The organism is Streptomyces sp. NPDC096132 (assembly GCF_044763345.1).
GTDB lineage: Bacteria > Actinomycetota > Actinomycetes > Streptomycetales > Streptomycetaceae > Streptomyces.
Genome location: NZ_JBIWGA010000003.1, coordinates 186,010 through 210,493, shown reverse-complemented (window position 1 = coordinate 210,493; position 24,484 = coordinate 186,010). Strand labels below are relative to the sequence as shown.

The window sequence follows — 24,484 nt, the reverse complement described above, 5'->3', positions numbered from 1 at the left end:
GGTCTCAGGCCGCCGTGTAGCCGAGCTGGCGCCGCATGAAGGGGGTCATGAGGGTCTTCGCCTTGGCCACGGTGGTGGTGCGGGTGCCGAGCACCGCGGTCTCGCCTCCCGGCACGGGCAGGACGGTCACTCCGTCGGCCGGGCCGAACGGCACGATGAGCGGGGTGCGGTGGACCGTCCGGTAGAAGCGGGACTTCTTCCCGTGCCGGCCTGAACTACGCAGATAGGCACTGATGTTGTGGGCGGCGGTCTCCGCCTGGGAGAGCGCGGCGGGGGTGACCTTGAGCTCGCCGACGTCGTTCACGTCGCCGACCGCGAACACGTCCGGCCATCCCTCGACCCGCAGCATCCTGTCGACCTTGACGTGCCCCGTGCCGTTCAGCCAGGCGCCGTGCCCGGCCAGCCGCAGCCAGAGGGTGTTGGGGGTGGTTCCGGTCGCCCAGAAGGAGAGGTCGGCGGCGAGGACGGTGCCGCGGGCGTCACGGTAGGTGCCGAAGTCGTTCCCGGGGGACATGAAGGAGTCGAGCCGCACCTCCACGCCGTGGGACTCCAGCCAGGCGCGGGCCTTGTGTCCGGCGCGGGCGCTGCCCGTGCCGTTCAGCAGCTCGGCTCCGGCGTGGGCGAGGGTGACCCGGGCGTCCGGGCGGGCCAGCCGGATCTCGGCGCTGAGCTCGACACCGGAGGGGCCACCGCCGACGACGAGGACGTGCTCGGCGGTGGCGATCTTCCGCTGATGGTCGGCGAACGACTTCGCCGCCTCCTCGGTGGTGCCACCGGTGAAGCGGGCCGGTTCGGGGTAGTCGGCGCCGGTGGCGATCACCAGGACGTCGTACGGCAGCCGCTCGCCCGTGCCCAGGGCGACCTCTCGCGCGGCGGTGTCGATGCGGACCGCCTTGCCCACGACCACCCTGCCGTTGCGCAGCAGCCGGTCGTACGGAATGAACGGGGTCACCGTCCACTCCGGGCGCACACCGGCCCGCAGGGAGGCGATGCGATGGAAGAAGACCTCCTTGCGGTCCACGAGTGTGACGCTCGCCGTCGAGTCCAGCCGTTTCGCCAGGCGGACGCCCGCGTAACCGCCGCCTATCACCACTACGTTGCCGTCTCGCACAACGGATCTCCTGTGCTGGGTGGGGGGATTGAGCGCGAGCGTAGCCCCTTGAAACCTAAAGCACCTGCGGGCTTTGTGCAGATTCCGTGAAGAGGTGAGGGGCACCCCCGACCATCCGGCGCGGCCCACCACTGCGCGCGCTCGCGAAATCCCCCGGCAACAAGCTATTGACATGACATTTGGACAGGGGTCATCGTACTCGCACTAGAGCGCGCTAGTAGAGCGCGCCAGAAGCTCTGATCCCTTTTGCACCGGAGACTGTGATGCCGTTCGAAGTGCTGACCATGGGCCGCGTGGAAGTGGATGTGCATCCGCTCCAGACAGGGGTGGGGCCGGCCGAGGTCACGTCGTTCGGCAGCCCCCTCGTCACCAAGGCCGCCCAGGAACGCGTCGAAAACGCGGTCGGCGCCGCCGCCCCTCCCTCCTCGACCACGTCACCACCGAGATGGAGGCGTACAAGGAGGAGCTGTTCGGCCCGGTCCTCGCCATCGTCCGCACCGACACCCTCGACGACGCCATCGCCCTCATCAACGCCAACCCCTACGGCAACGGCACCGCGATCTTCACCGGTTCCGGTGAGGCCGCACGCCGATTCCAGCGAGGCGTCAAGGTCGGAATGATCGGCGTCAACGTGCCGGTGCCCGTGCCGATGTCCTCCTACTCCTTCGGCGGCTGGAAGGACTCCCTCATCGGCGACCACCCCATCCACGGCCCCGAAGGCATCCGCTTCTACACCCGCCCCGAGGTCGTCACCACCCGCTGGCCCCAACCCACCCAGCAGACCACCGCCGGCTTCGACTTCCCCACCTCCAACTGACCCTCTCCAGCTGCCCCCTCTCCCCGAAGGACACGCCATGGCAACGGCGCCATCCCCCCTCCGCACCACCGTGGGCAATCTGTGCCTCGGCTCCGCTCCCGACTCCTGGGGCATCTGGTTCCCCGAGGACGAGCACCAGGTCCCGTACACCCGCTTCCTCGACGAGCTGAAGCAGGCCGGCTACGAGTGGTTCGAGCTCGGGCCGTACGGCTACCTGCCCACCGATCCGCAGCGGCTGAAGGAGGATCTCGACGCCCGTGGGCTCAAGGTCTCCGGCGGTACCGCCTTCGGCGCGCTGCACCGGCCCGAGGCCTGGGACGACATGCTCGCCCATGTCCGCCAGGTCGCGACGCTGACGGCGGCCGCGGGCGCCCACCACCTGGTTCTCATCCCGCCGATGTACCGGGACGAGAAGACCGGTGAGTTCACCGAGGCGCCCGAACTGACCGCCGTGCAGTGGGCGGGCTTCGGCCGGGCCGCCGACCGGCTCGGCAGGCTGCTGCTCGACGAGTACGACGTACGGCTCGTCATCCACCCGCACGCCGACAGCCACATCCAGACGCAGCCGGAGATCGAGCGGCTGCTCGACGAGTCCGACAGCCGGTACACGAACCTCTGCCTGGACACCGGCCATGTGGCCTACGGCGGTGGCGACAACCTCGACCTGATCCGCCGGTTCGGCGAGCGCGTCGGCTACGTGCACATCAAGCAGATGGACCCGGCCGTCCTCGCCCAGGTCGCCGCCGAGGACCTGTCGTTCGGCGAGGCCGTCAAGCGCGGGGTCTGCGTGTCGCCGCCGGCCGGTGTGCCGAACCCGGCGGACGTGGTGGCCGAACTGTCCAAGCTGGACGCCGAGTTGTTCGTGATCGTCGAGCAGGACCTGTACCCGTGCGCGCCCGAGGTACCGCTGCCCATCGCGGTCAGCACCCGTGAGCACCTGGCCGGCCTCGGTCTGACGGGAACCCGACGCCCGTACCTCGACCGGTAGGAGGACGGCCCATGAACGTCAGGGACGACGCGATTCAGGCCCCCGCCCTCACCGCCGACGCCCCTTCGCCCGCCGTGTCCCGGCGGCTGCGGATCATCACCGTCGTCGCCACCTTCGGCGGACTGCTCTTCGGCTACGACACCGGTGTCATCAACGGCGCCCTGCCCTACATGACCGACGACCTCGGTCTGACGCCGGTCACCGAGGGCATGGTCACCAGCTCGCTGCTGCTCGGTGCCGCGCTCGGCGCGGTCGCGGGCGGGCGGCTGTCGGACGCGCGCGGACGGCGCCGTACGATCCTGACCCTCGCGGTGCTGTTCTTCGTCGGGGCGCTGGGCTGCACGCTCGCGCCGACGACCGCGATCATGGTCGTGGCCCGGTTCGTGCTCGGTCTCGCGGTCGGCGGTGCGTCGGTGACCGTGCCGGTGTACCTCGCCGAGGTGTCGCCCGCCGAGCGGCGCGGTGCGCTGGTCACCCGGAACGAACTGATGGTCGTCAGCGGGCAGTTGCTCGCCTTCACCTCCAACGCGGTCATCGCGGACGTCGGCGGCGAGTCCGGCGGCGTGTGGCGCTGGATGCTGGTGATCGCCACGATCCCGGCCGTGGCGCTGTGGTTCGGCATGCTGGTCATGCCGGAGAGCCCGCGCTGGCTGGCCTCGCAGGCGCGTTTCGGCGAGGCCCTGGAGGTGCTGAGGCAGGTCCGCTCGCGGCAGCGGGCCGAGGCCGAGCTGAGCGAGGTCTCCGCGCTCGCCGTCAAGGACGACCAGGAGAGGCTCGGCGGCTGGCAGGACATGCGGTCCACGCCGTGGGTGCGCAAGCCGATGTTCGTCGGCTTCGGCATCGCGATCGTGCAGCAGATCACGGGCGTCAACACGATCATGTACTACGGCACCCAGATCCTCACCGACGCCGGCTTCGCCTCCGACAGCGCGCTGACCGCGAACATCGCCAACGGCGTGATCTCGGTGCTGGCCACCTTCGTCGGCATCTGGCTGCTCGGCCGGGTCGGCCGGCGTCCGATGCTGATGACCGGTCAGCTCGGCACCACGGCCGCGCTGTTGTTCATCGGTGTCTTCTCGCTGGTGCTGCCCGCCGGGGACGGCCGGGCCTACGCGGTGCTCGCCATGACGGTCACGTTCCTCGCCTTCCAGCAGGGCGCGATCTCGCCGGTGACGTGGCTCATGCTGTCGGAGATCTTCCCGATGCGGATGCGCGGCTTCGGCATGGGCGTGGCGGCCGTGGTGCTGTGGCTGACCAACTTCGTGATCGGTCTTGTCTTCCCGTCCCTGGTCGACGGGACCGGGATCTCCCACACCTTCTTCCTCTTCGTCGTGGCGGGGATCTTCTCGCTCGTCTTCGTCAAGCTCTACGTCCCCGAGACCAAGGGCCGGACCCTCGAAACCCTCGAAGCCGAACTCCGGGCGCGCTTCTCCTGACCCCCGTTCTTCCTGACCCCTGAAGGAATGACCATGACCGTACGTGTAGGCGTCATCGGCGCCGGCTGGATCGGCAAGGAACACATCCGGCGACTCACCGAGACCATCACCGGTGCCCGTGTCACCGCGGTCACCGACATCGACCCGGCCCGCGCCGAGGAGGCGGCGGCCCCGGTCGGCGCCCGGGTGCTGCCCGACGGCGCGGCGGTGGTCGCGGCGGACGACGTCGACGCCGTCCTCGTGACGTCCTGGGGCCCGACCCATGCCAAGCACGTGCTGAACGCGATAGCCGCCGGGAAGCCGGTGTTCTGCGAGAAGCCGCTCGCCACCACCGCCGAGGACTGCCTGCGGATCATCGAGGCCGAGACGGCCCACGGCCGCCGGCTGGTCCAGGTCGGTTTCATGCGCCGCTACGACGCCGGCTACCGGCAGATGAAGCAGGTCATCGACTCCGGCCGGATCGGTGAGCCGCTGATCGTGCACTGCGCCCACCGCAACCCGACCGTCCCGGAGTCGTACACCTCCGCGATGGCCGCCCTGGACACGGCGGTGCACGAGGTGGACGTGCTGCGCTGGCTGCTCGACGACGAGATCGTCTCCGCCCAGGTGGTCACCCCGCGCGCCACGAGCAAGCGGTTCGAGCACCTCAAGGACCCGCAGATCATGCTCTTCGAGACGGCCAACGGCGTCCGCATCGATCTGGAGGTCTTCGTCAACTGCCAGTACGGCTACGACATCCAGTGCGAGGCGGTGGGCGAGGAGGGCCTCGTACGGCTGCCCGACCCGGCCTCGGTCGCCGTGCGCAGCGCCGGACAGCACACCACGACGGTGCTCACGGACTGGGTGGGCCGCTTCGCGGACGCCTTCGACACCGAGTTCCGGGAGTGGATCGCGAACCTCTCCGCCGGCGACGAGCCCACCGGGCCCTCGGCCTGGGACGGCTACGCCGCCACCGTCATCACCGCCGCGACCGTCGAGGCCCTGGAGTCGGGCCGCGTCGTCGCCACGGACCTCAAGCCCCGCCCCACCCTCTACGGAGGCACCCCGTGAAAATCGCCCTCGACCCGTACATGTTCCGGGCCCTGCCCATCGACGACATGGTGCGTACGGTCGCCGAACTCGGCTACGAGTACATCGAGTTGTCGCCGCGCGAGGACTTCATGCCGTTCTTCCTGCATCCGCGGGCGGACGACGAGCGCATCCGGGAGCTCAAGGACTCCCTGCGCACGCACAGGGTGAAGCTGTCCTCGGTGCTGCCCCTCTACACATGGTCCTCGCCCGACGAGACCGAGCGACAGGCCGCCGTCCGCTACTGGAAGCGGATGATCGAGATCACCGCGGACCTCGAATGTCCGCTGATGAACTCCGAGTTCAACGGCCGCCCGGAACGGGCCGCCGAGAGCGAGGCCGCGTTCTGGCGCTCGCTGGAGGAACTGCTGCCGCTCTTCGAGCGGGAGGGCATCGCGCTCAATCTCGAAGCCCATCCGGACGACTTCTGCGAGGAGAACACCCCGGCGGTCGACCTGGTCCGGGCGATCAACAAGCCCTGGGTGAACTACCTCTACTGCGCGCCTCATTCCTTCCACCTGTCGGGCGCGGACCCGACGGCGGACATCGCGGCGATGATGCGCTACGCCGGCGACAGGCTCCAGCACGTGCACATCGCCGACTCCTTCAACCACAAGGGCTCCTCCGGGCTGCGGTACATCCTCAACCCGCCCGGCACGACGGCCCGGATCCACCAGCACCTGGACATCGGCCAGGGCGAGGTGGACTGGGACGCGTTCTTCGGCACCCTGCGTGAGCTGAATTTCGACGGCGTCGCCACCGCCTGTGTCTTCGCCTGGGAGGAGCGCGCCCGCGAATCCTCCGCGTTCATGCTCGACCGCATCACCAAGGAACTCGCGGTCTAATTTCGAGGACAATTAATCCGACCGTTTTACAGAAAAATACAGCGACAGCCTTGCCGGGAAATCAATTCCCCACCCGGCAGGGCCGTTTCTGCTGCCCAAAAACACCTCCCCACCGGGCCGAACGACCTGCAGAACGCGTGACCTTTTCGTTGGAATTCGGCGCGCCCCACCGTATTGACACCCCCAGTAAAAAGGGCGCTAATTTTCGCCAACGAGGTCGTCGACCGCACCACGGCGAATTCTGGACCTCATCTCTTTTCGCGCCGTTCTTGTTCCTCATAGGAGAGGTAGGACCATGTCGCACTCCGCTCGCTCCCCCCGGAGAACCCGCCGCATCGCCGGCTGGCGCGCACTCGCCGTCGTCCCCCCGCTGGCCCTGCTCGCCGTCGGCTGTTCCGGGGGCTCCGGCGACACCGCGTCCGCCTCGGGCAAGGGAACCTCGCTGAAGTCGGGCCTCGGCAGCAAGGCCAAGGACCGCAAGGTCACCTTCCTGCTCCCCCAGGACCCGGGCGACCCGTTCTGGACCACCATCGCGCAGGGCGCCAAGGACGCCGCGCAGCTGCTCAACCTGGACCTCAACCTGCAGACCAGCTCGGGCGACCAGACGAAGTACAACGACCTGATCGGCAGCGCCGTCGCCGACAAGCCGGCCGCGCTGGCCGTCGTCCTGGACGACCCCAACAAGTACACCGAGAACGTCTGCGCGGCCCAGAAGGCCGACATCCCCGTGATGAGCTACAACATCACCCAGGAGGGCGAGGTCGGCGCCTGCACGCTCGGGTTCGTCGGACAGGACTTCGAGGAGGTCGGCTACCTGCTGGGCAAGCGCCTCCTCGCCGACAACCCCGACATCGGCAAGGGCGACACCGTCCTGACCCCCGTCGAGTTCCCCGACCAGGTCTACGCCGTCCAGCGGCACGCCGGCGTCAAGCGGGCGCTGGACGAGGTGGGCGCCAAGACGGACATCCTCGGCACCGGCATCGAGGACTCCGCCGCGCTCGACAAGAACACGCAGTACCTGCTCGGCCACAAGGACACCGCCGCGATCGTCCCGCTGGGCGGCACCCCGCACCGCAACGTCGTCAAGGCCATGGAGGACGCCGGGGTGAAGGTCCCGGTCGTCGGCTTCGACCTGGCGCCGCAGATCGTGAGCGGCATCGAGTCCGGCGCCATCGACGCGGCGGCCGACCAGCAGGGCTATGTCCAGGGCTTCCAGACCGTCATGGAGCTCGGTCTGAAGCTGGACTTCGGTCTCAGCCCGGCCGGCATCAACTCCGGTGGCAGCGGCCTGGTCGACAAGGACAACGTCGGCATCGCCAAGGAACTCGCCGGCAAGGTCCGCTGACCCCCGCCGTCAGGACCTCGGGGCAGACACCCACCCGCCGACGATTCGGCCCGGGACAGCCAGGCGCCACCGGCCGGCCGTCCCGCCCACCTCCACCAGGAAGGCAGTACGACCATGAGCGAGCGGAGCGGTCAGGCGACCGCGGGGACCGTCCCGGCGGCAGGGGGCGCCGCCGTGGAGGAGCACGCCACAGCAGGGGGCGTACCCGCCCGGAAGCGGACTCTCGCGGACTCCGCCCCCGTCACGACCTCCGACCGGCTGGCGGAGCGCCTACGCCAGATCCGCGGGCGTGGCGCGCTGGAGATCGGCCTGGTCTTCGTGCTGGTGCAGCTCGGCTGCATCGTCTACTACCTCGTCGACCCGGCCGGATTCCCCTACCTGGAGAAGTCGAACTTCAACGTCCTCAGTCAGAGCATCCCGGTGCTGGCGATCCTGGCCATCGGCGCGGGCATCCTGATCATCGCCGGTGAGTTCGATCTGTCGCTGGGCGCCAACTTCACCTTCTGCGCGCTGGTGTTCACCCGCTGGTACTCCGACGGGGCGAGCGTCTGGACCGCCACCGGCATGGCCCTGCTGACCGGTGTGGCGATCGCCCTGCTCAACGCGCTGCTCGTGACCAAGGCCAAGATCCCCTCCTTCATCGTGACGCTCGGCATGATGCTGTTCTGGGAGGGCGCGGCGCTCTTCTACAACGGCACCACGGCCGCGCTGATGATCCCGAGCGACACCGTGAAGCAGGTGTTCACCGCCGACCTCGGCTTCTTCCGCGGTCAGGCGCTGTGGATGGTCGGCGTCGGGGTGGTGTTCTGGCTGCTGGTGCACCGGCACCGGCTCGGCAACCACATCTTCGCCGTCGGCGGCAACCCCGCCGCCGCGCGTGCCATCTCGATCAATCCCGACCGGGTCAAGATCGTCGCGTTCGGCATCCTCGGGGTGTGCGTGGCCCTCGCCGCCGTGCTGACCGCCGTCCGTACCGGCTCGGTCCAGCCCGGCACCGGCCGCGGCATGGAGCTGAAGGCGATCGCGGCCGCGGTCGTCGGCGGGGTCGCGCTCTCCGGCGGCCGGGGCAGCGTCCTCGGCATGGTGCTCGGCGCGGCGCTCATCCTCACCGTGCAGGACATCCTGCTGCTCGGTGGTGCGCCCGGCTTCTATCTGGACCTGTTCGTCGGTCTGATCATCGTCGCCGCGGCCTTCTTCAACCGTCTGATCGAGGGAAAGGCGAAGTGAGCGCCGCCGAGCCCACCGCCGGAAACGGAGCAACCATGTCCCCCACCGCCACCGCAGAAGCCACGGGTGAGGTCCTGCTGGAGCTGTCCGGCATCACCAAGCGGTACGGCGCCAACACCGTCCTCAACGACGTCGGTTTCCGGATCCACCAGGGCGAGGTGGTCGGTCTGCTCGGCGACAACGGCGCCGGCAAGTCGACCCTGGTCAAGACGATGTCCGGAGTCGTCGTCGCCGACGAGGGCGACTACCTCTGGCGCGGCGAGAAGCTGACCTCGCTCAACCGCCAGGAGACCGAGAAGCGCGGTGTCGAGACGATCTTCCAGGACTCCGCCCTGGTGCCGTCGATGACGATCACCCGCAACATCTTCATGGGCCGTGAGCTGACCAACGCCCTGGGGCTGCTGAAGCTGAAGCAGATGGACGAGATCGCCGCGCGGATCCTCGACAGCGTGGTGACCATCGAGGGCATCAAGAGCCCGCGTCAGCTGGTCGGTTCGCTCTCCGGCGGACAGCAGCAGGCGGTGGCGATCGCCCGTGCGGTGCACTTCAAGCGGAGCCTGCTGATCCTGGACGAGCCGACCAGCGCGCTGGCGGTGCGTGCCACCGAGGCCCTGCTCAACTACCTGCTCCAGCTGAGGCAGGAGGGCGTCAGTTCGGTGCTGGTCACGCACAACCTGCACCACGCGTTCCAGATCTGCGACCGGCACATCGTGATGAACCACGGGCGCAAGATCCTCGACGTACGGCGTGAGGACACCAGCGTCGAGGAGCTCACCGCGGCCGTGGTCGAGGGGCCGGAGGGTCTGCGCCGGTTCCGTGAGGGCAAGCCCCTCGCCTGACCGGCGGCGCCCCCACGCCGACGAGGCCGGACCCGCCGTAGGAGAGGCGGGTCCGGCCTTCGGTGCGGGTAAGGACGCTACGACGAGGAGACGGCGTCGTGCGCGCTGCCGCGGCCGAGGCGCTGGCGGACCAGGGCCACGACCACCACGCCCACGGCCACCAGGGTCGACAGGACGACCTGGTCGCGGCCGCCGCCGTCGGCGGTGTCGGTGAGCATGTAGACGAGGACGAAGGTGATCAGGGCGATGGTGGCCCAGGTGAGGTAGGGGTAGAGCCACATCCTGACGACCAGCTTCTCGGGCGCCTCCCGCTGGATGATCTTGCGCATCCGCAGCTGGGAGAAGCAGATCACCAGCCAGACGAACAGGGCGATGGCGCCCGAGGAGTTCAGCAGGAACTGGAAGACCGTGTCGGGCCAGAGGTAGTTGAAGGCGACCGCGACGAAGCCGAAGACGACCGAGGCCAGGATGGCGGCACGGGGGACGCCGCGGTCCGTGGTCTGTCCGAAGGCGGCCGGGGCGTCGCTGCGGCGGCCGAGCGAGAAGGCCATGCGCGAGGCGGTGTACAGGCCGGAGTTGAGACAGGACAGCACCGAGGTCAGCACGATCGCGTTCATGATCTGGGCGGCGTGCGGGATGCCGACGGAGCTGAGGGCGGCGACGTACGAGCCGTCCTCGAGGATCGCCGGGTCGTCCCAGCGCAGCAGCGAGACGACGATCAGGATCGAGCCGAGGTAGAACACGGCGATCCGCCAGATCACGCTGTTGGTGGCCTTGGTGACGGCGCCGCGCGGGTCCGCGGTCTCACCGGCCGCGAGGGTGACGATCTCGCTGCCCATGAAGGAGAAGACGACCATCAGCACGCCGGTGAGGATCGCTCCCGGCCCGTTGGGCAGGAAGCCGCCGTGGGCGGTGAGGTTGGAGAATCCGCTCGCCGGGTGGTCCGAGCCGGGCAGCAGACCGAAGATCGCGAGGCCGCCGATCACGATGAACGCGGCGATGGCGACGACCTTGATGCCGGCGAACCAGAACTCGAACTCGCCGTAGGAGCTGACCGAGACCAGGTTGGTGGCGGTGAGGACGACCATGACGATCAGCGCCCAGCCCCACTGCGGGACGGCGGGGATCCAGCCGGCCAGGATCTTGGCGCCGGCGGTCGCCTCGACGGCGAGGACGACGACCCAGAAGAACCAGTAGAGCCAGCCGATGGTGAATCCGGCCCAGCGGCCGAGCGCCCGGTCCGCGTAGGCGGAGAAGGAGCCGGAGGTGGGGTTGGCCGCCGCCATCTCGCCGAGCATGCGCATGACGAGGACGACGAGGGCGCCGACGAGCGCGTACGAGATCAGGATGCCGGGGCCGGCGGCGGCGATGCCGGAGCCGGAGCCGACGAACAGGCCGGCGCCGATGACACCGCCGATGGCGATCATCGACAGATGGCGGTTCTTCAGACCGGCCTGGAGGCCGGACTCCGGGGACTGCGTGGGAGGACTCTCGGGCAGGGTGCTGGTCATGCGACATCCAGGGGGAGAGCAGGGACGGGGACTGCGTCGGGAAATTAGTTCAGGACGATCCAAAAGAACAAGACTTGTTTAACTGTTCACCTTGCTCTATTTTTCGTGCAGCGCGGAACCCTCTCTTCCGGGAGCCCTCTGTGGACCACACCGTGACCCCGTTCAGCAGGCCGTTAGGGTGGCGCCGTGGTGAATGCAGCGGGCAAGTTCGGCCCCTACGGCGGCGGCGACGCCCGTGTCCTGCCCGGCAGGGGCCCCACCGGGGCGGAGCTCGTCCGGTCGCGGATCGCACTCCGGGTGCGCCTGAAGTCGGTGGCGCCCGGCGACCGGCTGCCGGACGCGGGAGTGCTGGGCGAGGAGCTCGGCATCGGTGAGATCACGGTGCGGCGCGCGCTGGAGGGCATGTGTCAGGACGGTCTGCTCGACCGCCGGCGCGGTCGCTCGGGCGGCACCTTCGTCGCCGCCGACTGGGACACCGTCGTCTCCGCGATGCACGACCCCGCCCAGGCGGCCTCGCTGGACGCCTTCCACCTGCTGCTGGAGTGCGGTCTCGTGGCCCACGGCGCGGGCGAGGTCCCGGCCGGCCGGCTCGACGGGCTGCACACGCTGGTCGAGGAGATGAACGTGGCCGACGACGGGGCCCGGCTGGCCGAGCTGGAGGCACGTTTCCACCTCGACCTCGCGGAGGCGCTCGGCGGCACGGAGATCCGTGAGTTCGCCGCCGACCTGCTCGGCCGGCAGTGCCTGCTGCGGCCCGCCCCGCCCCCCGCGGTCGTCCGGGAGCAGAACCGTTACCACGCCGAGCTGCTCACCGAACTGGGCCGCGGCGCCCTGGACCCGGCCGTCCGGGCCGTCAAGTCGCACCACCAGGTCCGCGGGAGCTGACGCCCGACGGTCCCCACTCCGTCCGAGGACACGCACAAGGAGCTGTCGCCATGACCGACCCCGGAGCCGTCGGCCCGCCGCCGACGTCGGGCCCCGCCGGCGGCACGCCCCAGCGCCTGCGCGGCGGTGTGCTCGGCATGGCGGACATCGCCGCCGCCACGATGGCCAACGTGGGCCCGGCCATGAGCTTCTTCTTCGGCTTCGCCTTCCTCGCCACCACCGCGGGCGTCGCGTCCCCGCTGACCATCGCCGCCGCGGGCGTCGCCGTCGCGCTGCTCGGCAACACGCTCGCCGAGTTCTCCCGCGCGCACCCCTCGGCGGGCAGCTTCATCACCTTCGTCGGCAAGACCTTCGGACCGGTCAGCGCCGTGACCACCGCGCTGCTCGCCGGCCTCGGCTACATCATCGCGATGGCCTCGGTGATCGCGATCTCCGGAGGGTTCGTGCAGATCACCCTGCACCACTACACCGGCATCGACCTGCCGTGGATCCTGTGGACGCTGCTGCTGACCGGGCTGTCGGTGGTGCTGATGCTGCGCGGGATCGTGGTCTCCACCAAGTGGGCCGGCTACTTCTTCGGCGTGGAGATGCTGGTGCTGGTCGTGGTCTCGGTCGCGACGCTCGTCGAACACCGCGGCAGCCTCTCCGCCGACCCGTTCCTGCCCGGCCACCTCCGCCACGGCCTCAGCGGACTGGCGGCCGGTTTCCCGCTGGCCGTGTACCTGTTCATCGGCTGGGAAAACTCGGCGGCGCTGGCCGAGGAGACGGAGAACCCGCGGCGCAACGTCGGCCGCGCCGTGTTCTCCTCCGTGGCGATCATGACGGTGAGCTACATCCTCTTCTCCTACGCCACGGTGACCGGCTTCGACTACGACACGGCCCGGCTCGGCGACTCCCCCATCCCCTTCGTGGACGTCGCCCACCACACGCTCGGAGCGCTGGCCTTCCTCGCCTACCTCGGCGGTCTGACCTCCACCCTCGGCGTGCTGATCGCCGGCATCAACTCCCAGGCCCGGCTGATCTTCAACGCCGGACGGGAGGGGCTGCTCCCGTCCTTCTTCGGATACGTCCACCCCACCCGCCGTACGCCGACCAACGCGATCGTCACCTTCACCGTCACCGCGCTGCTGATCATCGGCGGCTGGGGCCTGGGGCATCTGCTCGGCTCCGACGGCGGCCGGATGGACCCCGTGGTCTTCTTCACCGAGTCCTCCAGCCTGGGCGCCCTCCTGATCCTGCTGGTCTACCTCGCGTCCAACATCGCCCTGCCGCTGTACTACCGCCGGTACCGTCCGCAGGAGTTCCGGACGATCCGGCATCTCGTCCTGCCCGCGATCGGCGCCCTGGCGATCCTGGTCCCGCTCTACTACCTCGCCAAGCCGGGCCAGCCCGCGCCGTACAGCTGGTTCCCGTACGTGGCACTCGCCGCCCTGCTGGCCTCCATCGGCTACGCGGCGCTCCTGGTCCGCCGCGACCCGACCCTGGCCGAGCGGGTCGGCTCGGTCGTCGCCGACGCGGAGTGAGCCCCTCCACCGGCCTTACGTGGTGGCCTACGTAGTTCCACGGAAGCGGACCGGGCCGGATCCGGGACACGCTGGCCCATGACCATTTCCAGCAGCCCAGCGGCCACCGACGGAAAACTGACCACCGCCTACGTGCTGACGGTGGCCGCTTCGGCGCTCACCCTCGTCGGGCTCTACGTCCTGGACTGGTTCCCGGGGAGCGTCTGGGGCGGCCAGTCGTTCCTCGATTTCCGTGCCGAGCACCTGGAGGGCCGTGCCGACGCCACCGGGCTGGACTGGTACGAGTCCCTGGGCGACACCTACTTCCAGGTCGGATACGTCGTCCAGACGGCCGCCTTCCTGCTGCTGCCGTTCGTGGTGGCGCGGTACAACCGCCTGCACTGGCTGTCGGCCCTCGCCGTACTCGGCGCGGCCTGGCAGACGACCGGACTGATCGGCGCCGCCGTCGTCAACACGACGCTCGCGCCGGTGCTGGGGCCCATCGCCGGAATCCTGGCCCTCATCGGCTGGGGGCTCGCACGCTCCGCGGTGAACGAGTAGACGGCGAAGCGGCCACGTCGGCTCCGGGGCGGCGGTAGACGTACGGTGGCGGATCCTGTGCGGCGTCGGTGTCGGCGAGGGTGCGCAGGAGGTGGTGGTCGGGGGACAGCGCGCACGCCGGGTCGGTGCGGGTGGCGTCGCCGGTGAGGGCGTACGCCTGGCAGCGGCAGCCGCCGAAGTCCTCCTCCCGGCGGGGGCAGGTACCGCAGGGTCCGGTCATCCAGTCGGTGCCGCGGTAGCGGCCGAAGGCCGGCGAGTGGTCCCAGATCCAGTCGAGCGGACGGTCCCGGACGTTGGGCGGGTCCAGGTCCGGCAGGGAGGCGGCGGCCGGGCAGGGCAGCGCGGTGCCGTCGGGGGTGACGGTGAGGGAGACGGCTCCCCAGCCTCCCATGCAGGGCTTGGCGACGCCGTCGAAGTAGTCGGGGACGACCCACACCAGGTCGATCCGGCCGGCGAGCCGCTCGCGCCGGCGTTCCACCGTCTCCCGGGCGCGGGCCAGTTGCTCGCGGGAGGGCAGCAGGGCGGCACGGTTGAGCAAGCCCCAGCCGTAGAACTGGGTGTTGGCCAGCTCGACGCGGTCCACGCCCCAGGCCTCGCCCAGGTCGATGAGGTCGTCGACGGCGTCGAGGTTGTCGCGGTGCAGCACCACGTTGAGACCGAGCGGGAGTCCGGCCCGGCGGACGAGGGCCGCGGCCCGTTCCTTGGCGGCGAAGGCGGAGGGGCGTCCGGCGATCCTGTCGTTGGCCCGGGCATCGGCGTGCTGGACCGAGAGCTGGACGCTGCGCAGCCCCGCCGCCCGGAGCGCGGTCAGCCGGGCCTCGTCCAGGCCGGTGCCGCTGGTGACGAGCTGGGTGTAGATCCCCGCGGCCTCGGCGGCGGCGACGATCCGCTCCAGGTCGGGGCGCAGCAGGGGTTCGCCGCCGGAGAGATGGGTGTGGACGACGCCCAGTGCCGCGGCCTGGCGCAGGACGTCCGCCCACTCGTCGCCGGTCAGCTCGCCGGAACGGCGGGCCAGTTCCAGCGGGTTGGAGCAGTACGGGCAGTGCAGCGGGCACGCGTGCGTGAGCTCGGCGAGCAGCGCCCAGGGGCGGGGCGGCAAAGCGGCGGTCATGACAGCCAGCCCTCCCCGCGCAGCCGGTCGAGGAAGGCGGGGACCTCGGTGGCCACCGGGGCGTCCGGGTACCGCCCGGCCAGTGCGTCGACGATGCCGCGCACGGTACGCGTCCCGTCGCACAGGCCGACGATCCGGCCCGCGTGTCCTTCGAGGACCACCACCCGTTCGGGCAGGACCAGCAGGTCCGCGCCGCGCACCCGGTCGTGCCGCAGCATCAGCGCCGGTGCGAGGGCGGGGCACCACTCACCGCCGACCGCCGGCGTCACGCCCGCACCCGCCAGGGCCGCAGGTCCCGCTGTGACGGCCCGTCCCCGTCGGCCCTGCGGTCCGGCCCCGGCCGACCGCCCCGAGCGGCACCCGTCCGCCACGGCCGGCTGTCCGTCTCCGGCCGCTCGTCCTGCACGGCTCGCTCGTCCCGTACGGGCCGCTCCTCCCGTACGGATCGGCTGTCCTGTACGGCTCGCTCGTCCCGGCCGCTGTCGCGCCACGGCCGGAGGTCCACCTCGGGCCGGGCGTCCGGGTCCCGGGGGCCGTCGTGCTGGACCGCGTCGAGCAGTGCCCACAGCACCTCGCACTTGAAGGTGAGCGCGGCCAGGGCCCGCTGCTGGTCCTCGCGCGTGCGGGCCCACTCCAGGACGAGGGCCAGGGCCTCGGTGCTGTCGCGGCGGCCCTGGTCGACGCGGGTGCGGAAGTAGGTGAGGCCCTCGGGCTCGATCCAGGAGTAGTGGCGTTCGAAGGCGTCGATGCGCGTCCGCATCAGATCGGGCGCGGTCAGCTCGGTGAGCGAGGCCGCGACGGCCTCCAGCGGCGGGCGCAGTCGGCAGAAGTTGACGTAACCCTCGACGGCCAGCCGCACGCCCGGCAGGACGCAGTCGCCCGTCAGCAGGTCGCGGCGGTCCAGGCCGGCCGCCTCGCCGAGCCGCAGCCAGCGCTCGATGCCGCCCTCCCCCTCCGCGCGGCCGTCGTGGTCCTCGATGCGCCGCAGCCACATGCGCCGCAGCCCCGGGGAGTCCAGCTTGGCGGTGATCAGCGCGTCCTTGACCGGGATGTGCCGCTGGTAGTGGAAGCGGTTGGCGATCCAGCTCCGCACCTCGTCGGGGCGGAGGTCGCCTTCGTGCATCCGGACGTTGAAGGGGTGTCGGTCGTGATAGCGCTCCTGGGCCACCGCGCGCAGGCGGTCCTCGAACTCGGCGGTGCTCCACGGTCCGTCGGCGGGGCTCGCGGCTTCGGCCGAGGAGGCTTCGGTCCGGGGAGCGAGGGTCGTCGTCACAGCTCGATCACCAACTCGTCGTCGGCCACCTCGATGCCCAGCCGGGCCAGCGTCTTGTGCTGCGCCGCGGTGGGATCGACCAGGGGGTTCGTGTTGTTGAGGTGCGTGTAGTAGCAGCGGGCGGACAGCGTGGCGAGGATGCCGGCGGTGCCGCCCGGTCCGTCGACGGGCAGATGGCCCATGCCGGTGGCGGTGCGCGAGGAGATGCCGGTGCGGCGCGGCTCCTCGTCGTCCCAGAAGGTGCCGTCGACGATGACGCAGTCGGCCTCGGCGGCGACCCGGTGCAGGGCGTCGGACCAGGCGGCGACGGCGGGGGCGTAGACCGCCGTCCGTCCGGTGGCCGGCTCGTACAGGCGCAGGGCCACGACCCAGGCGTCGTCCTCGGCGTCGTCGGCGGCGTACCGGGGACGCTTGCCGGAGACGGGGACGGCGCTGATCCGTACCCCGCGGTCCTGCGGGCCGAGGGTCCGGGTGCCGTGGCGGGGCAGCTCCCGCCAGGTCAGGGCGGTGTAGGGGCCGAGGACCTCGCCGAGGCGGAGGCGGTCCTGAAGCGCCCGGCGGACGGGGGCCGTGGCGTGGATCTCCAGGGCGTCCGCCTCGCGCAGCCGCGCGAGGCCCAGGGTGTGGTCGAGTTCGGCGTCGGTGAGGACGACTCCGGCGATCGGTGTCTGCCGGGGCCCGGGCCCGGGGTGGAGCGCCGGGTGGGCCTCGATCTGGTCGCCGAGGTCGGGGGTCGCGTTGACGAGGTACCAGCGGCCCTCGTCCGTACGGACCGCGAGGGAGGCGTGACGGCGGCGGCGCTCGGGGTGCGCGCGTGCCCCGGAGCATCCGGGGCACGCGCAGTTCCACTGCGGGATGCCGCCGCCGGCCGCGGTGCCGAGCACCTGCAGCAGCATGGCGGCGGACTAGCGGGCGGAGAGCGAGTAGGCGGTGACCTCCAGCGCGGTGTCGACGACCGTGTACCCGGGCGTCTGCCACGGGGTCCGGTCGGTCTGCTCCGCGGTGGTCCCGGCCGGCCGCTGCGCCTGCGTCGACTGCTCGGTGGTTTCGTTCATGGTGCGTACCTTCCTTTCGAGGGAGGTGGGTTCACCCCTTCGCGGGATGCGTGCGAAGGGGAGTCGGGGAGTCACTTGACGGTGATCCGCAGGATGCGGTCCTTGTTGTCGCCGCCGTCGGTCGTGCCGAGCCAGAGTTCGTCGGCGCCGGGCACCTTGGCGAGCGCCCGCAGCCGGCCGTAGCTGCCGTTGTAGTACGACTTCGCGGTTCCGACGGCCTTGCCGGTGCCGTCGATCGGCAGCGCCCACAGCCGCTGGCCGAGCAGCGTCGTGACGTAGATGACGTCGCGTTTGATCGCGATCTGGGCGGGCACGCCGCCCTGGTCCGGGTGCCAGACCTTCTTGGGGTTGGTCATACCGGCCTTGGCGCAGGATCCCTCGCAGGTGGGCCACCCGTAGTTCTTGCCCGGTTCGACGAGGTTGAGCTCGTCCCAGGTGTTCTCGCCGATCTCGGTCTCCCACAGCCTGCCGCGGCTGTCCCAGGCGAGGCCCTGCGGATTGCGGTGGCCGAGGCTGTAGACGCGGGTGCCGAACGGGTTGCCGGGGGCCGCGGCACCGCTCTTCGTGATGCGCAGGATCTTTCCGTTGAGTGAGTTCTTGTCCTGCGCGAGATTGCGTTTCAGGGCGTCGCCGACGCTGACGTAGAGATAGCCGTCGGGGCCGAACGCGATCTTTCCGCCGTTGTGGTCGCCGCCGCGGGTGATTCCGCCGAGGACGACCTTGTAGTCGCGCAGCGAGGTGCCGTCGAAGTGCATGCGCGCCACGCGGATGGCGGAGGCGGCGGTGTGGACGAAGAAGACGTCCTGGTCCGTGGTGCCGTTCCAGGTCGGCGAGGGGGCCACACCCAGCAGTCCGCCCTTGCCGCCGCTCGGGGACGGGGGAACCGTCTGGGGGACCGTGCCCACCTTCTTCTTGGAGCCGTCGCTCGCCTGGAGCCAGACGTCGGCGGTGAAGCGCTCGGTCACCAGGGCTCTCTTCCCGTCGGGCAGGAAGGTGATGGCCCAGGGTCTGGTCCATTGGCCGGAGAGAACGGTGACGCCCGTCGGCGCCCCGGCTGCGCGGGTGCCTCCCGCGGGGTCGGCGGCTGCCGTCGCCGAGGCGGGCTGGAGGAGGCAGGCGCCGAGGACGGCGGTGACGGCCGCGATCGCGGCCCTGGTGGACCGGACCCGAAACGGCGCCGGTTGCGCCAAGCGTGACATTCCGAAACCTTCCTGTCGTGGGGCGACCGGCCGCACGGTGAAGGGGAATGCGCCGCCGAATCGGAGAAGGAGAGAGCCCGGCCGCAGGGACGGCACCGGCTCCCTCAAGGAGTATTGGGGCCGGGTTTTCACGCGGGCCACCTGAACTCGTCCATCCTGCTGACGGCTCACCCCACCGGGTCATCCCGTGGCGGAATACGTAGTGGGTTACGTGGTTCTACGGAGGTCCCTCCCCCCGGGGCCGTCTACGTTCGGGAAGTCGAACGGCGCGAGCGGTGATGAGGGGACTGTGTGAGAGGCAACGCCCAAGGAGTGCGGGGCAGTTGGGTGACCCTGCTGGTGGCGGTGAGTCTGCTGGCCGGGTGCTCGTCCACAGGAGCTGACGAAGGGTCTCCCGGGAAGGGCGGTTCGCCCTCGGCCGGCGCCTCGGCGGATGCCACGGCGACCCCCTCGGGCGGCTCGTCCCCCGCCTCCCCCGCCTCCTCCGTCTTCACGCCCGATGCCTCCCTCGTCCCGCGCGCCGCGAAGGACGGGCGGGTCCTGGCCGACGCCGTCGTGCTCGCCCCGGGCGACTGGGGCCGGGGTTTCACCGCCCAGGATCCGGCGGCGAGCACTCTTGGTACCTGGGCCGTGCTGAACGACTCCTGCCGCTGGCAGCGGGAGAAGCTGCCGCAGGGGGTGCTGGCCAGCTCCTCCCGCTACGGCCTGCTGCCCGCGGGCGGCGGCAAGGGCACGGTCAAGGTGACGGCCGCGGCCACCGTGCACGCCTCCGCGCTCGGCGCCGACGACCAGCTGAGCACCACCCTCGAGGAGGTGCTGCGGTGTCCCGACCAGCAGCCCCGGACCGACGAGCGGATCACGGGCCTGAACTCGCTGGGCACCCCCTTCGGCGCCCGTGAGCAGGAGTACGCGGACGACTCCGTACTGGAGGCCGGGCAGTTCACCGAGAACGGCGGCGCCGCCCAGCCGTACCGGTGGATGGTCGCCCGGCTCGGCACGGTCGTGGTGGCCGTCTCCGTGACGGGCGCGAAGGGACACACCGAGCAGGAACTCACCCAACTGGGCGCGGACGCCCTGGCGAAGATGCTGGAGCGGATCCAGCAGCGGTTGAAGGAGAAGTGATGGAGCCGCTGCACACCTCGGACCCCGCCAAGCTGGCGGGCCACCGGCTCCTCGGGCGGCTCGGCGCGGGCGGCATGGGTGTGGTGTACCTGGCCCGTACGGCCGGCGGGACCCTGGTCGCGCTGAAGGTGATCCAGGCCGAGTACGCCGAGGACCCCGACTTCCGGGCGCGGTTCCGGCGCGAGGCGGACACGGCCCGCCGGATGACCAGCCCGTGGGTGGCCTCCCTCGTGGACGCGGATCCGGAGGCGGCGCAGCCCTGGCTGGCGACCGCGTTCGTGCCGGGTCCCTCGCTCTCCCAGGCCCTCGCCGCGCACGGGCCGCTGACGGCGCGGAGCCTGAGGGTGCTGGGGGCGCGGCTCGCCGAGGCCCTGCGGGAGCTCCACGCGGTCGGTCTCGTGCACCGGGACGTCAAGCCGGGCAATGTGCTGCTGGCGCTCGACGGTCCACGGCTCATCGACTTCGGTGTGGCCCGCGACCCCGAGGACACCTCCCTCACGTCGACCGGCGTCGTGGTCGGCACGCCCGGCTTCCTCTCCCCGGAACAGGCCCGGGGCGGGCGTGTGTCGGGCCCGGCCGGTGACGTGTTCTCGCTGGGCTGTGTGCTGGCGTACGCGGCGACCGGCCGCCCTCCCTTCGGCACCGGCGCGCTCGACGCGCTGCTGTACCGCACCGCGCACGACGCGCCGGACCTGGACGGTGTCCCGGCGGAGCTCGCGGAGCTGGTGGGCGGCTGTCTGGAGAAGGACCCGGAGCTGCGGCCCACGGCCGAGGCGCTGGCGCAGTCCCTCACGGCCGCCGCGTCCACCTCGCCCGCCACGCCCCCCGATCCGCGCGAGGCCCTGCGGGCGGTGCGTCCCGAGGCCGCGGACGGGCCCGCCGTACCCCATCCGGTGCCCGAGGACGAGGCTCCCGAGGACGGGGTCCCCGGTGACGGGGCCTGGTTGCCGGAGCCGTTGGTGCGGCTCATCGCCGAATGGTCGGCGGCCGGCCTCGCGCTGCCGGGCATCGACGACACCGAGATCGACGCGGAGTCGGTCGGTACCGCTCCGGCGGACACCACGGCGGCGCAGCCGTCGAGTCCTTCGCCCGGCAGACGCCGGTTCCTCCTCCTCGCCGGAGGCGGCGCGGCGGCGGTCGTGGCCGGGGGCGGTGCGGCCGCGTGGGCGGCGCTCTCCGGGGACGGCGAGAAGGACTCCCCGGCCCCGGCGGCCACCGGTCCCGTGCACACCATCGGCCTGCACGCCGACCTGAGCGGTGATCAGAAGGCGGTCGGCCGGGCTCAGGAGCGGGGGCTGCGGCTCGCGGTGGACGAGTTCAACTCCCGGGGGAACAGGCCGTTCACGCTCGCCGTGAAGACCGTGGACGACGGCGGCGATCCGGCCCGGGCACCCGAGGTGGCGAAGAAGCTCGTCGCCGACCGTTCCGTCCTCGCCGTGATCGGTCCCACCACGGACGCCACCGCCCTGGCCTCGCTGGCGACGTACGACGCGGCGTCGCTGCCCCTGATCGCGGTGTCGCCCGGTGCCACCGTGCTGGACGTGATGGGCAGCCGGTCCTTCCTCCACGCCCGGGTCACGGACACGATCCTGCCGTTCTATCTGAGCGCGTATCTGCGCGGCACCGCGAAGTCGCGCACGGTCGGGATCGTCGACGACCGGACGGCGGACGCCTATGCCTGGGAGCTCAGCAGCACGCTCGCCCGGGTCCTGCGGGACGACCGGCTGCCGGCCGTGCCGAAGGTGGTCAGCGCGCTGCGGACCGACTTCGCGCCCACCCTGGACGCCCTGCTCGACGGGGGTGCCGACGCCGTGGTCTTCGCGGGCTACCACGACCGGGCCGCGCTGCTGGCCCGGGAACTGAGCAACCGTGACTTCCCGGGCGCCCGGGCCGCCGCCCAGGGGGTGCTCGACGCCCGGTTCCTGTCCGCGGCCGGGGACGCGGCCGAGGGCTGGGTGATCGTCGCCCCCGTCATGGACGCCACCGTGGCCCCCGAGGCGAAGCAGTTCAGGGCCGCGTACCGCAGGCGGTTCGACGCGGAGCCGGAGCGGTACGCCGTGGAGACGTACGACGTGGCGCAGCTCGCCGTGCGAACGCTGGGCTCGCTGACCGCCGGGCGCCGCACCCGGCAGAACCTGACGACGGCGCTGCGCTCGGCCACATACGAGGGGATCAGCCGGAACCTCGCGTTCGACAAGACGACGGGCGCGCTGGTCATCGACGGCAGCGGGGTCTACCTGTGGAAGGTCACCGGCGGCCGGTTCGCCTACCAGGGCGTGGCGCCGTACCAGGTGACCGCCTGAGGGGGCGTAGACGTCGATGGAGCCGTTGCGCGGCGCCGATCCGGCCGGGATCGCGGGCTACCGGCTGCTGCGCCGGCTGGGCGCGGGCGGCATGGGTGTGGTGTACCTGGCCCGGACCACGGGTGGTGCGCTCGCCGCGCTGAAGGTGATCCGCGCGGGGCACGCGGACGACCCCGGTTTCCGGGCCCGGTTCCGCCGCGAGGTGGAGACGGCGGGGCGGGTGGCGAGCCCCTGGGTGGTGCCGCTGCTCGACGCGGACCCGGACGCGTCCTCGCCGTGGCTGGCCACGGCGTTCGTGCCGGGCCCCTCGCTGGCCGAGGCGGTCGAGGAGTGCGGGCCGCTGCCGTACGGGACGGTCCGGGTGCTGGGGGCCCGGCTCGCCGAGGCGCTGGAGGCGGTGCACGGGGCGGGGCTGGTGCACCGGGACGTCAAGCCGGGCAACGTTCTGCTCGCCGTCGACGGACCCCGGATGATCGACTTCGGGATCGCCCGGATGCCGGAGGACACCTCGCTCACCGCCAGCGGCCTGGTGGTGGGCTCGCCCGGGTTCCTCTCCCCCGAGCAGGCCCGGGGCCGGGGCCGGGAGATCGGGCCGGCGAGTGACGTCTTCTCGCTCGGCTGTCTGCTGGCGTACGCCGTGACGGGCGAACGCCCCTTCGGCGGGGGCTCCGCGGCCGACATGCTGATGCGTACGGTCCACGACGAGCCGGACCTGGACGGCGTACCGGAGCCGTTGCTGCCGCTGCTGCGCGGCTGCCTGGCGAAGGAGCCGGGCTCCCGGCCCGGCGTGGCGGACGTCCGCCGGATCCTGGAGGGGACCGCACCGCAGGGTGACGCCCGGCTGCCGACCCCGGACGACACCGCACCCCAGGACGACGCCCGACTGCCGGCCGTCCCGGCGGACGACACCGCACTACAGGCCGGTGCCTGGTTGCCCGAAGTCCTCACCCGGCTGATCGCCCGTCGTTCGGCCGCCGTTCTCGCCCTGCCCGATGTCGAGGCGACCGAGGTGTCGGGGGCGGCGGCGACCGTCGTCGACCCCGGCCCCGAGCGGGCACCCACGCGGCGGCGCTTCCTGGTGCTGGGGTCGGCCGCCGCAGTCCTGGCGGCGGGCGGAACGGCGGCCTGGTGGAGCGCCGACCGCGCCGGCCGTGGCTCGGCCCGGGACGGCGGCACCGCGCTTCCCCGGCTGACCCTCGCCCTGCACGCCGACCTGAGCGGCGACGACCGTACGACGGGCCGTGCCCAGCGCGACGGCGTCCGGCTCGCCGTGGACCACCTCAACTCCCTCACCGGCCGGGGCTTCGAGCTGGCGCTCCAGGTGCACGACGACGAAGGCGGCACGGCGCGGGCGCGACAGATCGCCCGGCGGCTGGCGGCCGACGACCAGGTCCGCGCGGTGATCGGGCCGACCACCGACGCCTGCGCGCAGGCCACCCTCGCCCTCTACCAGCGGGCCGTGCTCCCGATGGTCTCCGTGTCCGTCGGCCTCGACGACGTGTCCGCCCTCACCTACCGGGTGTACGCAGCCACCCGCCCGGGCGACGCCACCCTCGCGGCGCCCGTCGTGGCGTACCTCGCGCGCACCGCGGACGCGCGCAGGACGGTGCTCGTCGACGACGAGGCCGAGGGCGACTTCAGCTGGAACCTCTGCGCGGGAGTCGCCGAGGCCCTGCGCTCCGCGCAGCGCACCACGATCGGGCGCACCCTCGCCGCCGACGACGACACGGACGCCGCGTTCCGTGCCCTCGCCGGATCGGTGACGGATGCCGGGGCGGACGCGGTGGTGTTCGCCGGAGGGTACGCGCGCGCCGCCCGGCTGGCCCGTGCGCTGCGCTCCGCCGGTTACTCCGGTGCGCGACTGGCCACCCAGCGCGCGCTGGACCCGCGCTTCCTCACCTCGGCGGGCGACGCCGCCGACGGCTGGGTCTTCTCCACCGCCTTCCTCGATCCGACCCGGGTCCCGGCCGCGAGGTCCTTCGTCACCTCCTACCGGGCCCGCTACGACACCGCCCCGCCGCCGTACTCCGCCGAGGCCTACGACGCGACGCTGTTCGTCGGACGCGCCCTGACCACGCTGGGTGCGGCGCACGCCGAACGGGCCGCGCTCGTGGGCCGGTTGCGCGAGACCGACTACCGGGGGATCACCAAGCGGCTGCACTACACGGGATCGAGCACCCGCTACACCATGGACGCGGTGTATCTGTTCCGGGCCACCGGTGGCAGCTTCCGCTACCTCGGGCAGTACGCGGACGCCACGGCCTGAGCCGCCGCACGGGGTGTGTG

The 24,484-nt window shown here is 71.6% G+C and carries 20 protein-coding genes and 2 pseudogenes; 14 read left to right on the top strand and 8 right to left on the bottom strand.

Features of this window, described 5'->3' with window-relative positions; translation table 11 throughout:
- Window positions 1-4: 4 nt before the first annotated feature.
- Window positions 5-1,111: an NAD(P)/FAD-dependent oxidoreductase gene (locus ACIRF9_RS08720; protein ID WP_403818355.1), complete on the bottom strand. Its 1,107-nt coding sequence runs from the start codon at window positions 1,109-1,111 to the stop codon at window positions 5-7.
- Between the two features lie 293 nt (window positions 1,112-1,404).
- On the opposite strand from ACIRF9_RS08720, the pseudogene ACIRF9_RS08715 reads away from it, so the two are divergent.
- The 8 genes and pseudogenes from ACIRF9_RS08715 to ACIRF9_RS08680 form a co-directional block, all read left to right on the top strand.
- A pseudogene (locus ACIRF9_RS08715) lies at window positions 1,405-1,928 on the top strand (aldehyde dehydrogenase family protein); the annotation flags it as partial.
- Window positions 1,929-1,965: 37 nt separating this feature from the next.
- Entirely contained in the window at window positions 1,966-2,916 is a 951-nt protein-coding gene (locus tag ACIRF9_RS08710) for a TIM barrel protein (protein WP_403818353.1), read from the top strand.
- An 11-nt stretch (window positions 2,917-2,927) separates the two neighbouring features.
- Window positions 2,928-4,352, top strand: a complete 1,425-nt coding sequence (locus ACIRF9_RS08705) for a sugar porter family MFS transporter (protein WP_403818351.1) — start codon at window positions 2,928-2,930, stop codon at window positions 4,350-4,352.
- A gap of 33 nt (window positions 4,353-4,385) precedes the next feature.
- Window positions 4,386-5,402, top strand: a complete 1,017-nt coding sequence (locus ACIRF9_RS08700; RefSeq protein WP_403818350.1) for a Gfo/Idh/MocA family oxidoreductase — start codon at window positions 4,386-4,388, stop codon at window positions 5,400-5,402.
- Complete coding sequence (locus ACIRF9_RS08695; RefSeq protein WP_403818348.1) at window positions 5,399-6,265, top strand: sugar phosphate isomerase/epimerase family protein; 867 nt, start codon at window positions 5,399-5,401, stop codon at window positions 6,263-6,265. Before ACIRF9_RS08700 ends, ACIRF9_RS08695 begins: the two co-directional genes overlap by 4 nt.
- Window positions 6,266-6,560: 295 nt before the next feature.
- Window positions 6,561-7,610, top strand: a complete 1,050-nt coding sequence (locus ACIRF9_RS08690; RefSeq protein WP_403818346.1) for a substrate-binding domain-containing protein — start codon at window positions 6,561-6,563, stop codon at window positions 7,608-7,610.
- Between the two features lie 114 nt (window positions 7,611-7,724).
- A complete protein-coding gene (locus ACIRF9_RS08685) occupies window positions 7,725-8,837 on the top strand; it encodes an ABC transporter permease (RefSeq protein ID WP_403818344.1) in 1,113 nt (370 codons plus the stop codon).
- 35 nt (window positions 8,838-8,872) lie between these two features.
- Window positions 8,873-9,676, top strand: coding sequence for an ATP-binding cassette domain-containing protein (locus ACIRF9_RS08680; RefSeq protein WP_403818342.1), 804 nt, complete (start codon window positions 8,873-8,875; stop codon window positions 9,674-9,676).
- Window positions 9,677-9,753: 77 nt separating this feature from the next.
- On the opposite strand, the gene ACIRF9_RS08675 is transcribed toward ACIRF9_RS08680, so the two are convergent.
- A complete protein-coding gene (locus tag ACIRF9_RS08675; protein WP_403818340.1) occupies window positions 9,754-11,187 on the bottom strand; it encodes an amino acid permease in 1,434 nt (477 codons plus the stop codon).
- A gap of 186 nt (window positions 11,188-11,373) precedes the next feature.
- On the opposite strand from ACIRF9_RS08675, the gene ACIRF9_RS08670 reads away from it, so the two are divergent.
- The 3 genes from ACIRF9_RS08670 to ACIRF9_RS08660 all read left to right on the top strand — a co-directional run bounded on the left by ACIRF9_RS08670 (window position 11,374) and on the right by ACIRF9_RS08660 (window position 14,135).
- Window positions 11,374-12,072, top strand: coding sequence for a FadR/GntR family transcriptional regulator (locus ACIRF9_RS08670; RefSeq protein WP_403818339.1), 699 nt, complete (start codon window positions 11,374-11,376; stop codon window positions 12,070-12,072).
- A gap of 50 nt (window positions 12,073-12,122) precedes the next feature.
- Complete coding sequence (locus ACIRF9_RS08665) at window positions 12,123-13,595, top strand: APC family permease (RefSeq protein ID WP_403818338.1); 1,473 nt, start codon at window positions 12,123-12,125, stop codon at window positions 13,593-13,595.
- 78 nt (window positions 13,596-13,673) lie between these two features.
- Window positions 13,674-14,135 (top strand): hypothetical protein, encoded by a 462-nt coding sequence (locus ACIRF9_RS08660; protein ID WP_403818337.1) that lies wholly within the window; start codon window positions 13,674-13,676, stop codon window positions 14,133-14,135.
- Here the strand turns inward: ACIRF9_RS08660 and pqqE are convergent.
- The 6 genes and pseudogenes from pqqE to ACIRF9_RS08630 form a co-directional block, all read right to left on the bottom strand.
- A complete protein-coding gene (gene pqqE, locus ACIRF9_RS08655) occupies window positions 14,095-15,246 on the bottom strand; it encodes a pyrroloquinoline quinone biosynthesis protein PqqE (protein WP_403818335.1) in 1,152 nt (383 codons plus the stop codon). The genes ACIRF9_RS08660 and pqqE overlap by 41 nt on opposite strands.
- Window positions 15,243-15,515, bottom strand: coding sequence for a pyrroloquinoline quinone biosynthesis peptide chaperone PqqD (gene pqqD / locus ACIRF9_RS08650; RefSeq protein WP_403818333.1), 273 nt, complete (start codon window positions 15,513-15,515; stop codon window positions 15,243-15,245). Before pqqD ends, pqqE begins: the two co-directional genes overlap by 4 nt.
- A gap of 254 nt (window positions 15,516-15,769) precedes the next feature.
- A pseudogene (pqqC, locus tag ACIRF9_RS08645) lies at window positions 15,770-16,519 on the bottom strand (pyrroloquinoline-quinone synthase PqqC); the annotation flags it as partial.
- Window positions 16,516-17,415 carry a pyrroloquinoline quinone biosynthesis protein PqqB gene (gene pqqB / locus ACIRF9_RS08640; protein ID WP_403818331.1) on the bottom strand — a complete coding sequence of 300 codons (900 nt, stop codon included), beginning with the start codon at window positions 17,413-17,415 and terminating at the stop codon, window positions 16,516-16,518. The gene pqqB and the pseudogene pqqC, both read right to left, overlap by 4 nt.
- A gap of 9 nt (window positions 17,416-17,424) precedes the next feature.
- A complete protein-coding gene (pqqA, locus tag ACIRF9_RS08635) occupies window positions 17,425-17,574 on the bottom strand; it encodes a pyrroloquinoline quinone precursor peptide PqqA (RefSeq protein WP_403818329.1) in 150 nt (49 codons plus the stop codon).
- A 71-nt stretch (window positions 17,575-17,645) separates the two neighbouring features.
- Window positions 17,646-18,773: a PQQ-dependent sugar dehydrogenase gene (locus tag ACIRF9_RS08630; protein WP_403818328.1), complete on the bottom strand. Its 1,128-nt coding sequence runs from the start codon at window positions 18,771-18,773 to the stop codon at window positions 17,646-17,648.
- 327 nt (window positions 18,774-19,100) lie between these two features.
- On the opposite strand from ACIRF9_RS08630, the gene ACIRF9_RS08625 reads away from it, so the two are divergent.
- From ACIRF9_RS08625 to ACIRF9_RS08615, 3 genes are read left to right on the top strand one after another with little or no spacing between them, the layout of a single operon-like run.
- On the top strand, window positions 19,101-19,895 hold the full coding sequence (locus tag ACIRF9_RS08625; RefSeq protein WP_403818327.1) for a hypothetical protein: 795 nt from the start codon (window positions 19,101-19,103) through the stop codon (window positions 19,893-19,895).
- Window positions 19,895-22,198, top strand: coding sequence for an ABC transporter substrate-binding protein (locus tag ACIRF9_RS08620; protein WP_403818325.1), 2,304 nt, complete (start codon window positions 19,895-19,897; stop codon window positions 22,196-22,198). The genes ACIRF9_RS08625 and ACIRF9_RS08620 overlap by 1 nt, the downstream gene beginning before the upstream one ends.
- Window positions 22,199-22,214: 16 nt before the next feature.
- Window positions 22,215-24,464 (top strand): bifunctional serine/threonine-protein kinase/ABC transporter substrate-binding protein, encoded by a 2,250-nt coding sequence (locus ACIRF9_RS08615; protein WP_403818324.1) that lies wholly within the window; start codon window positions 22,215-22,217, stop codon window positions 24,462-24,464.
- The last annotated feature ends 20 nt before the right edge of the window (window positions 24,465-24,484 follow it).